This window comes from Leptolyngbya sp. 'hensonii' (assembly GCF_001939115.1).
Classification (GTDB): Bacteria; Cyanobacteriota; Cyanobacteriia.
Genome location: NZ_MQTZ01000043.1, coordinates 268,398 through 279,282, shown reverse-complemented (window position 1 = coordinate 279,282; position 10,885 = coordinate 268,398). Strand labels below are relative to the sequence as shown.

General features: G+C 54.7%; 10 protein-coding genes. 8 read left to right on the top strand and 2 right to left on the bottom strand.

Translation table 11 applies throughout. The features are described 5' to 3' along the window. Positions 1 to 889, bottom strand: an 889-nt coding sequence (locus BST81_RS16910; protein WP_143780380.1) for a POTRA domain-containing protein, incomplete at its 3' end; no start/stop codon positions are given. A 396-nt stretch (positions 890 to 1,285) separates the two neighbouring features. Here BST81_RS16910 and BST81_RS16905 point away from each other — a divergent pair. Continuing rightward, positions 1,286 to 1,714, top strand: coding sequence for a thioesterase family protein (locus tag BST81_RS16905; RefSeq protein WP_075599666.1), 429 nt, complete (start codon positions 1,286 to 1,288; stop codon positions 1,712 to 1,714). 25 nt (positions 1,715 to 1,739) lie between these two features. On the opposite strand, the gene BST81_RS27615 is transcribed toward BST81_RS16905, so the two are convergent. Beyond that, positions 1,740 to 1,976: a hypothetical protein gene (locus BST81_RS27615; RefSeq protein ID WP_143780379.1), complete on the bottom strand. Its 237-nt coding sequence runs from the start codon at positions 1,974 to 1,976 to the stop codon at positions 1,740 to 1,742. A 474-nt stretch (positions 1,977 to 2,450) separates the two neighbouring features. Here BST81_RS27615 and BST81_RS16895 point away from each other — a divergent pair, with 474 nt between their 5' ends. Genes BST81_RS16895 through BST81_RS16865 form a run of 7 tightly spaced genes read left to right on the top strand, consistent with a single transcriptional unit; the run spans position 2,451 to position 10,879 of the window. Next, positions 2,451 to 3,017 carry a hypothetical protein gene (locus BST81_RS16895; RefSeq protein WP_083636909.1) on the top strand — a complete coding sequence of 189 codons (567 nt, stop codon included), beginning with the start codon at positions 2,451 to 2,453 and terminating at the stop codon, positions 3,015 to 3,017. A gap of 16 nt (positions 3,018 to 3,033) precedes the next feature. After that, complete coding sequence (locus BST81_RS16890; protein ID WP_075599664.1) at positions 3,034 to 3,369, top strand: hypothetical protein; 336 nt, start codon at positions 3,034 to 3,036, stop codon at positions 3,367 to 3,369. Further along, complete coding sequence (locus tag BST81_RS16885; RefSeq protein WP_075599663.1) at positions 3,366 to 6,206, top strand: hypothetical protein; 2,841 nt, start codon at positions 3,366 to 3,368, stop codon at positions 6,204 to 6,206. The genes BST81_RS16890 and BST81_RS16885 overlap by 4 nt, the downstream gene beginning before the upstream one ends. Positions 6,207 to 6,237: 31 nt before the next feature. Further along, positions 6,238 to 7,347, top strand: coding sequence for a hypothetical protein (locus tag BST81_RS16880; protein WP_143780378.1), 1,110 nt, complete (start codon positions 6,238 to 6,240; stop codon positions 7,345 to 7,347). A gap of 12 nt (positions 7,348 to 7,359) precedes the next feature. After that, the gene (locus tag BST81_RS16875) at positions 7,360 to 8,451 is read left to right on the top strand and encodes a hypothetical protein (RefSeq protein WP_075599661.1); all 1,092 of its coding nucleotides are present in this window, start codon (positions 7,360 to 7,362) and stop codon (positions 8,449 to 8,451) included. Between the two features lie 14 nt (positions 8,452 to 8,465). After that, positions 8,466 to 9,230, top strand: coding sequence for a hypothetical protein (locus BST81_RS16870; RefSeq protein ID WP_075599660.1), 765 nt, complete (start codon positions 8,466 to 8,468; stop codon positions 9,228 to 9,230). A gap of 8 nt (positions 9,231 to 9,238) precedes the next feature. Continuing rightward, complete coding sequence (locus BST81_RS16865) at positions 9,239 to 10,879, top strand: TrbI/VirB10 family protein (RefSeq protein WP_075599659.1); 1,641 nt, start codon at positions 9,239 to 9,241, stop codon at positions 10,877 to 10,879. Positions 10,880 to 10,885 lie beyond the last annotated feature (6 nt).

Sequence of the window (10,885 nt, the reverse complement as noted above, 5' to 3'; positions counted from 1 at the left end):
TGAGGGGAATCCGGTAGCTCAGGTCGTACTGCTGGGCACCCCCCGTCAAGGTGCTCGTGGCAGCGATCGAGAGCTGATCTCCAGTCCCACTCAGGTTGCGATTGGTGAGGCTGCCTCCCGCCCGTTCTCCTCCGACAGCCGGTGGGGAATAGTTGTCGATGTTGGTCCCGATCACCAGGGGATTTGCCTCTTCCACCTGCACGGTCAGCACTGCCTGCCCTGGCCTGGAACCGGGACGTAGAGATGCGGTAACGGACTTGAATAATGGGTCCGCCTGCAACAGTCGCAACTGATCTTCCAGAGCAAACTGGTTCAGGGGCTTGAGTTGAGCCAGGGCAATGCGATCGCGAATATAGTCCTGACTGACCTGCTGGGTGCCTTCAATCTCAACGCTCTCCAGAGTGCCTTCCACCACCTGGATCTGCACCTTTCCATCCACCAGAGACTGGTTGGGGATAACAGCACGGGAGGTGATGTACCCTCGCTGTAGATAAAGCTGGGTGATGCGATCGGCCAGCTTTACCAACTCGGCAATGGTTGTTTCCTTCCCTTCCAGGGATTGGGTAAGGGCCTGAAGCTCCTGTTCAGGAATGATGGTATTGCCAATCACCTGAATTTTGTGGATCAAGATGTGCTGTTCAGGGCTAACAGGCAATTCTGGGGAGACAGGGGCCGGTTGCTGTGGCAGGACAGGAGGGGTAGATGGAAGGGGTGCAACTTCAGTAGGTTGGTTAAATTGGTTGCGATTTGGGTCAGACTGCTGCTCAGGAGATGCAGGAAGTCTTTGTCCTATTTCTTGCGCGATGGTGGGTAAACCTGAAGGGCAAATCAGCAGCAAGAACATGAATAGTGCATTACCAAGATTGGTAATTAATTGAGCAGGTTGCATGGGTTAAACTCCAAAAAAAATACCGAAGCCTCAGCGCAAATCTAGAGGCCGGATAAGCAGCAATGGAGGAGAGCTTTAGGGGCTGTGCTGTCCTCTGCCTGTGAAAGATTAGATGATTTAGAAATTTCTCAACACCATCCCATGGCAAATAACGCGCTGGATTAGATGCGTCTGCATAGAATGACGGAACAACCTGCAATACTGCCCTAAATTTACTGGCCCAAGTGACCCTGCACAATCGAAATATTGCTTAAGTGCCAGGAGATCATCCAACAATTTGAGTGGTACCCTACAGGGGGTGAACGCTCTCAGGGAGATTTGATTCCTGGCGACAGTTCTATAATCGATATGCTCCTACCCAGCACAAATCGCATTTGCTGAACTCTCTCCAATATCATGGCATCACCTCCATCCCACCCCCCCTTTCGACTCGTCATTCCCGTTGAGGCTGCCGATATCGACGAATTGGGCCATGTCAACAACGTCGTGTACCTGCGTTGGGTCCAGGAAGCTGCCAGTTCCCATTGGCGGGCCATGGCATCAGCAGAGACCCAGGCAGCCATCGTCTGGGTTGTATTGCGCCACGAAATTGACTACAAGTCGCCAGCCCAACTTGGGGAAGAGGTGCTGATTCAGACCTGGGTAGGGACTGCAACGGGTCTCTCCTTTGAGCGACATACAGAAATACTCCGGGCTACGGATCAACAATTATTGGCCCAGGCCCGAACCCTATGGTGCCCGATTAATACTCAAACAGGCCGACCTCAGCGGATCAACGCGGCACTGCGAGCCCAGTTTTCGATCGAGGAGCCAGAGTTGTCCTGAGACAACGAAAGCCATAGAGCTATTTTCAGCTCATCGGCTCTCGATGCCTGCTCAAATACTCTTTCACCGCCTGCCGAATCACATCAACTTTGGAGCGACCCTGGCGATGGGCGTGATTGCTAATGGCACGGTGGATATTTTCAGCCACGTCAAAGCTCATCCTGACCACATCTTTACTGCGGCTTTTTTTGCGCGACGATTCCAAGTCAGTAGCAACGATATGTAGCTTCGGTTTAATGCGTATTTTAGAACGATTCATCATCCGCTTTCTTGCCTATACCCTGTCTGTCATAAAGGTTTTATCTCTTAACGATTTAACTACTTGCTTACAGGCTGGGTATCAGTGGATTTACCTGATGTGCCCGTCCGGGCCAGGAAATGTTTTTCCTCAGTGATTCTGGGTACGCCAAATGGCGGATTAACTTCTACCCATTGGTCGCTCTGACTACGTTATCCTTTCCGCCTGAGGGTAAGCTTTCAAGCAAAGTCTACTTAATTACTTAACTGGTTAACACTTTATTTACAATCAGTACTTGCAAATAAAAGCCTTATAGCTCCGAGCAAAACAGCTTTGATTAGCATTACTTAATTACTTAATTACCCGCCTAATAACTGTAAAGAATACCGACTAGATTCTATTCTTAGATTCACAGAATCTCGTATTAACTGCATATTGCATCCAGCAAATATCACGCTATTATCTGCCTGATTTTTGATATTCCTTTCCATGCTTACTATGCATCAACGAAAACAGTCTTCTCTTTTGCAGGAGCTACAAAAACCAGTCATTGCTGGCCCAATTCTGATCGCTGGCATCGGAATAACTAGCGCAAGTCTGTTTCATGGCAATGAGTTTTATGCTGCGCTGACGATCGCAACGGTGGCTCTCACCATTCCCCAATACCTGGTCACGATCGTGTATCCAGCCCTGGTCCGTCTCTCTCGTCACGCAAAGCTGCAACCCCTGTTTTCATTGGGTCTGCTCCTGGGCCTCATCAGTGCTTTGGTCTTTGGTGTGCTGGTTCATCCAGCCGAGGCTCAGTTCTTTCAGGGCACGGAAGACTTCGTGAGCAACAAGCTCTTGCAAGGGGTCGATAACGCAGAAGCCCTGAAGAAAATCTTCAGCTTCATCATCAATATCATCCGCTTCCTGTTCATTCTCTACATGGTCTTCTCGGTCGTGCAGGTCATCCAGGCCCTGCGTCGCGATGAGGATTGGGGCAAGCTGGCTCAGATCCCATTGATGGTGTTCGTGGCCGCCACAGTCACGGACATTGCTGCTGGGTTCATCCTGCCCAAGTAGGAAGGTCAAACCTCAAATGAGCGATCGCAAAGAAGAATTCAGAACGGTCAATCAACTTCTAGGGGCCAGGCCCAGGCTTGGCCCTTTAGCCGCAGAACAGGTCGGACCCTGGCTGGTCATCCTGGGTGGGTCGATCGCGGTTGGGCGATTACTACAGTTTGATCTCCGCTGGACATTGATCATAGCTGCCTGGGGCATTGTCACCTGGTGGATTCTAACTGGTTCCAAGCCCTGGCGCTTCCTATCCAAGTTCCAGCGCCCGCCCACCTGGGGCCGGGGCTACATCACCTACCAATCCCTGCGGCAACGCCAACTATCGCGACGACACCCATCAAGGAAACGCAGGCCATGAAAGCACAAAGCAAGTTAAAGCCCACGACTGTTGACACCGGCAGGGGCAGGCTACGGATTACCCCGATCGAGAACGAGCTGAAGCTCAGCTTTATCCTGCAGATGGAACTGCGCGGCAGAACCGTGGCAGCCTATGTCCTGGCAGAAGGAGACTCCTTAAAGTTTGTCTTTGGCTGGGACTGTGCCGGTATCCACGCCAGTTTGACTAGTGAGCAGGTTGCTCCTGTCTTTGAGGCGATCGAGTCCGGCCTGAAGGACCTGCTCCCCAACGAGCGATTGACCGTGCATCTGAGTTCCTTCACCTCTGATGCGGATCGACAAGCAGAGTTAGACCAACTCTTTGCCCAAGCCCCCTCCAAACCCTTGAAGTTCCTGATCTACAGCGAAAAGCAACGGGTGCAGGAACTGACCCAGGCTGGCATCCGTAAGCCTAAATCGTTGAAGCTCTATGCCACCTATACCCTAGATGGATCCTCTACCCATGGAAAACCTACTGATGTCCTGGAGAAGATTCTGGGCAAACTGTATGGCCTGTGGCATCAGGCCATGGGCGACGCCGAACTGGTCGAACAACAATCCTTTGAGATCGCCTTTACCAAAGCCTTCAGTGATGGCTACCTGCTTTGGGAGCAGATGCTCAAGACCAGGATGGGCCTCAGGATCACACCTATGACAGCAGAGGACTTGTGGCAGCATCTGTGGCGGCAATTCAACACCACAGCAGCCCCTCCTATCCCCCAACTTGTGGTCATGACCGAGCAGGGCCTGGTGGAACAGGTCAATTCTACGGTTCATCTAACCACCATACTGCTGGAACGCCATGAGTCCTTACCCGTGGCCGATCGGCAATGGGTCCATGTCAAAGGCAATTATGTGGCTCCCCTGGTGCTGATGGATAAGCCGGGAGGATGGGCCAGCAAGAAATCCCAGCTCCGTTACCTCTGGGAAGTGCTGTCACGGGAGATGGTCTATGACACAGAGATTTTCTGTCAGCTCTCCCAGGCCAATTTGAACCTGGTCAAGCAGGACATGATGCGGTTGACCAAGCAGGCGATCATCTCCCAGGATCAGTCCACCAAAACCCGCAGTATCGATGTCAAAGCAGGCTTAAACCAACGCAAGGCCGTTTCTGCTCAGGAGCAACTCTATGAAGGGGCCATTCCTTTGCATGTAGCGGTGGTGATGCTGGTTCATCGTCCAACCCAAACGGCACTGGAGGAAGCCACTACCTACATCCAGAACTGTTTCCGTCGTCCTGCCTGGGTGGACCACGAAAAGGAATACGCCTGGCGCATCTGGCTCCAAACCCTGCCCATCGCCTGGGAAAACCTGCTGGCGACTCCCTTCAATCGCCGTCAGGTCTATCTGACGGGGGAGGCACCGGGACTGATGCCCCTGGTTTCGATTCGTCCGGTCGATCGCACCGGCTTCGAGCTGCTTGCCGAAGAAGGGGGCGTCCCCGTCTACCTGGATTTCTTCAGCCAGATCAAGCGCCTGGGCATCTTCGCCACCACCAGAGGCGGAAAGTCTGTTCTTGTTTCCGGGCTACTCACCCATGCCTTAGCACAGGGCATGAAGATTGTGGCCCTGGACTTCCCCAAACCCGATGGCAGCTCTACCTTTACGGACTACACCGCTTTCATGGGCGATCAGGGGGCCTACTTCGATATCTCCACCCAGAGCAACAACCTGTTCCAGCGGCCTGACTTTCGGGGCCTGAACCTGGACGCAGAGAGTCTGGAAGCCCGTCGCCAGGACTGGATCGCCTTCATCGAATCCGCCCTGATGGTGTTGATCCTGGGCAGTGGTTCTGGTGCCACCAATGCTCAGGAACGGATGCTGCGCCAAACAGTCCGCACGATCGTCAATATTGTGCTGCTCTCCTTCTTGAGTCAACCTGACATCATTACCCGCTACGATGCCGCCGAAGCAGCAGGTATCGGCACTCCAGATTGGGAGAACACCCCAACCCTGGCTGATTTCTTGGCCTTTTTTGATCGCGGGGACTATAACCTCAACCTGGAAGTCACTACAGGCGATATTCACATTGCCTTTCAGCAAATCAAGCTGCGGCTGCGGTTCTGGTTGGAGTCCAGGGTGGGTCGGGCCATTTCCAGACCCAGCACCTTCCGGGCCGATGCAGACCTGCTGGTATTCGCATTGCGGAATTTGAGCGATGCAGAAGACGCAGCCGTACTGGCCCTGAGTGCCTATGCCGCCGCTCTGAATCGAGCTTTGAGTTCACCAGCTTCTATCTTCTTCATTGATGAGGCCCCGATTCTGTTCGAGTTTGAGGAGATTGCCGCCCTGGTGGCCCGACTGTTTGCCAATGGGGCTAAAGCAGGGGTACGAGTTTTCCTCTCAGCTCAAGACCCCGACACGATCGCCCGATCGCCTTCTGCTCCTAAAATCCTCCAGAACATGGACGTGAAGCTGATTGGACGCATTCAACCCGCTGCCGTCAAATCCTTCATCCATATCTTCGGCTATGCCCCAGAGTTGATTGGACGCAATGCATCGGAAAGCTTCTTCCCCAATCCCGCCCAGGTCTACTCCCAGTGGATGCTCGACAACCAGGGCCTCTGCACCTATTGCCGTTACTACCCGGCCTTCGTGCAACTGGCCGCCGTTGCCAACAATCCTCATGAACAGCTAGCCCGCACCACCTTTATGCAAATGGCCCCTGACCCTTTACAGGGGTTGCACCAGTTTTCTCGCGAGTTGGTGAGTGCCCTGCGCGATAGCCGTCCCATCCAACTACCCAAGCAGCCTGTCGCATCCCTCAGAGCATCGGCAGAGAAGCAGCTTGAGGTTCCGACAGTTTCTGGCCCCACCTAACCCCCTGTTGATCAATTGAGGAAATGAATCCATGAACTTGAAACGTGTTGTTTCTACTGCGATTCTTGCAGGTTCGATGTCCTTGGTCACGATCGCGGCTACTCCGCCTGGATCGTTGGCTCAAACTCCAACTCAACCCTTTGTTCCCAACCCAACCCAGAGCACGACTCCTACTGTCACGGGAGGTGTCAGCTCTACGGCTGCGGATCTGGGAGGACTGATGCAGGCGACGCAGGCCATGTACCAGCAAGCCCAGCAGATGATGTCCCAGGTCAGTGCCATCGCTAACGTGGTGAATCGCCTACCCGACATCTTCAACCGGCTGGGAAGCCTCAGCCTGCGCGATACCCAGAAGATCTTCCAGAACGCCATGGGTCCCCTGGGCTTCCCTGATATGGCCCAGGTCCGGCAGCAGACGGCCCAAACGATCAACCACACCCAAAACCCAACCAGAGACGCCATCCCCCAACCCATTCGGATCGATAACCAGAACTGGATCGCCAGTGCCGAAATCGTCCGGGAGCGGGTCTTGGGCCAGCAGGCCCAATCCGATGGCAAGAATGCCCGTGATGCGATCGCTAATCTCTCCTTACAGGCCCAGAGCCGAAACCAGACTGTCACCGACGCAGCTCAAGGCTCCCTCAATGCCGTTCAGGTGGCGAACAATAACTTCACTGCCGCATCCGGGTATGCCTCCAAGACTCTGGGTTACGTGAACGACTCCAACACAGCTCTGGCTGCTGCCGGTAAGGCACCTTCCACCCAGGATGTGCTGAAGGAAACCGCCAAGATCCTCGCCGCCCAAACCAATCAGGACCAGCAGGCCGTGGCTATCCAGCTACAGGCTATCAGCAACCAGGTAGCCCAATCCGGGCAGTTGGCTAATGTTTCAGATCAACTCCAATCCATTCATGAAACCTCTGCCACCGTGGTCGCAGCAGATGCCACCCAGGTCATCCAGAACGATGAGTCCCTGCGGTTACAAGGAGCCACATTCCAGGTCACTGAAGAGCTGCGGCGCTATCAGGCAGGAGCCAAGCAACAGCAAATCCTCGAAAGAGCTGCCGAGGTGGGAAGTCTGAACCGAGTCCTGCAAACCGGCTATCGCTCTCCCGGCACCTATCCAGATCCCAACCCCTAGCAGCAGGTACTCATGTTTCACCCATCGCTCCTGGCCGCCCAATTAATCGACCCCGCTTCCCTGGGGACCAATTCGACAGGCCAGTTTATTGGCAGTCAAAGGGCGGCAGCCTCTCGACTCATCCAGACCGCCTGGGACAGTGTCTGGGAAAAGACCGTGAACACGGCTCAAACCAGCGTCTATACCGTCCTCCTAGCCATTGCTTCTGCCATTGCCGTCTTCTGCCTCCTGTTCTGGGCCATCACCTGGGTACGAGCCCTCTTGAACGATGAAGGGATGCGACCAGCACCAGAGTTCATCTGGGTCATCCTCGTCATGCTCCTACTGCGGGGTCCAGGCGATATGAACATCGCCGGACTCACCACCGGCATGCGATCGCTGATCAATTCCTTCAACGCCCAGGCCACCCAGCTGATGAACCAGACCCTGGAGGTAGACCAGAAGATTGCTGAAGTTGCTTCCTATTCCGGTCTGAGCAGTCGATTACAGGAACTGCGCTCCCGCTGTAATGCTGAAGTCGGCACCGAAGCCCTACAGTCCTGTCTGGACAATACCAAAGCCCAGGCCCAACAAATCATCGATGAGTACAGGCAGCAGTTTCCCGTTGGAGCCTTCGCCGACCAGGCAACCACCCTGTTTGATACGGCCTGGAGCAATCCGGCAGAGTCCGTCCAGCAGGCCATTAATGCTACCTCCAGGCTGACCTTATCCCCCGTTTTGATGGTGATTGAAGCCGTCTCACTCCTGGTACAGGCCGTCTTCCAGTACCTGATCGAGATGTCTATGCTGATCACCGCCCTGCTGGGACCGATCGCTGTGGGAGCTACCCTGCTCCCTACTCACGCCGGTGGCAAGCCGATCGTCCTGTGGTTAACCGCCTTCTGGTCCGTGGGGTTGTGCAAGCTCTGCCTCAACGTGGTTAGCGGGGTAGCCACTGCTGCGATGTACGGGGCCGGAGAAGATCCCGTGCTTGTGAGCATGACCTTAGGCATCGCAGCCCCCATCCTCGCTCTGGCCATGGCCGCAGGTGGGGGCATGAAAGTGTTTGATGCCATGTCCGCTGCCGCAGGCAGCATCCTCTCTCTCGCAGTTCGAGTGATTTAAGCAGGAAAGTCTTTATGCAATCAATTCGATTTAAGGCCCAAGGCGCGATGCAGCGCCAGAAACAACAGCGTGATGTCTTAGGGCTGACTGTACTCTTTACCTTAATTGGGTTGTCAGGTGTTTTCCTGCTCCAAATCGGCACCCTGGTTTATGTCATTGCCATGGTGAACAAACCGGCTCCCAGCCTGGTCCAACTGGCGGATGGTTCTGCTATCTCTACAGCCGAGATGGGCAGTCAGGAACGCACCGAGCCAGTCATTCGCCGCTTCACGATCGAGACGATGACCCTCCTGATGTCCTGGACAGGCAGGGTAAACGTTTCCCAACCAGACGGTAAGCGGCTCACAGTCGCTGATACGGGTATGGAAGTCCATAACCACGGCAGAACATTCAAGGTCGCTTCTTCCACCTGGCAGTCTTCCCTGGCCCTATCCGAGGACTTTCGCCCTGCCTTACTCCAGAAGCTGGCCGAGCTGACTCCAGCGCAGGTGTTCTCAGGACAGATGGAGGTCATCTTCGTCCCCAAAGAGATCACAGAAGTCAAGCCCATCCAACCAGGCAAGTGGAAGGTTTCTTTGATTGCTAACCTCGTCACTTTTAATCGGGGCACCCAGGTTGGAGAAGCCATCCCCTTCAACAAGGATGTGTATGTACGAGCAGTCATCCCTCCCCACACCAGTTCCCAGAGTTCTGACCTGGAGAGGCTCGTCGCAGACATCCGGCAGGCTGGACTGGAAATCTATGCCATGACCACCCTGACTTCACCAGAACTGCATTGAGGTACACCATGGCAACCATACTTGAAAACGACAACGGCAAGACAACCACCATCCCCGGCGCTGATGTACAGCTCATGCAGCAGTTCGAGCGTCTGGTGACTGCATCGGACCCTCATGATCCATCTCTCACCCCTCAGGGCGATCGCCATCAGGAAGCAGTTGAACTTTCTGAAGTTACGGAACTTGTGGCAGAAGCGGAAGAGGACGATGAGGACGACATTCCCGATATCCTTGCCACCAGAACCCGCCATAGTGCAACCCAGAACCCCCTTTCCAAGCTCCTGCTGGTTGGGGTTGCTTCGGGAGCCATTTTCCTGCTCGCAGGGACATTACTGATGACCCTTACCTCTAGCAAGGGTCATGTGACGGCCAGGAACACTTCTGGCGCTCCTGCCCCAGCCCCAGCAGAACCTGAACCTGCTCAGGGGGCACTGTCTGACTCTAAAGACCAGATGGTACCTGGTGAGTACAAGACCGCAGCAGCACTGGCCAATCAGGACAAAGACCTGACCCAACTCAACGAACGATTAAAGCAGGGGAACCTCTCCGGTACTCCCGGATCGGCAGGCACGACTCCACCTAAAACTCTGGCTGTACCGACAACGACTCCAACTGCCTTGCCACCGCCTGTCCCTGCTCCCAGACCAGCTTATCAGACCGTCCCTGTATCGACAGTTCCTGCGGTGGCTTCTACTCCCATTGCCCCTAACCAGATCCCAATCCCTGTAGACCCGGACCAGGAGTGGAAACGGCTCTCTCAGGCAGGCAGCTATGGGATGGTCCCACCAGTACCTGCTCAGGTCGCTATGGCACCAACAGTTCCAGCAGTGTCAGCTCCTGTAACTGGAGCACAACCCTCTGGTCAGGGTGGGGGGAGTTCAATGGCCCAACCCTCTCAGCAATCGGCTTCCTCACTAGTGTCCTACCTGGGTGGATTATCCAGCCAGACAGAACAGGCTTATAGCCAGATCGGGGTACCTCCAACGCCAGATAGACTCTCGAACCGTGTTCTACTGGTGGGCACCCGTTCCAGAGCCACCCTCCTGACTGATGCGGTCTGGGCCAATAGTGGGGATGCCCCCAGCTTTGGGGGAACGGACGCCGCTCCCAAATTCATCGTTCAACTGGAAGAGCCATTGCGCTTTACAGATGGCTCGATCGCCATTCCTCAAGGTGCTCTGCTGGTGAGTGTCATCCGTCCTCTGGAGAAGAAGACGGGTCTGGCCACTATGGATGTGGTGGCCATCATCATCAACAACAAAGAGTACAACCCTCCCACCAGCGCAATCACCCTCCGGGGGCCAGAAGGGAGCGCGATCGTCGCCGACAGATTCGATAAAGGTGCTCAAATTGCAGGACTGGACACAACCTTGATCCTCACCTCTGCCCTTTCCGGCATTGGCACAGTCATGAACCAGGCAAGCAGCTCATCTTCCGTGAGTACAAACGGGACCACGACCACGACCTCCACCACCCCACCACCCAACTACCTGGGGGCCGCTATGAGTCAGGGATTTGGAGCCTTTGCTGACACGTTGAAAAAGCGTAATGAGGCTGCTGTGCAGCAAATCATGGCCCAACCCGATGTGTTCTACATCCCCAAGGGCAAGTCCCTGCAACTGTTCGTCAACCAGACGATTTCCCTTTAGGAGTCA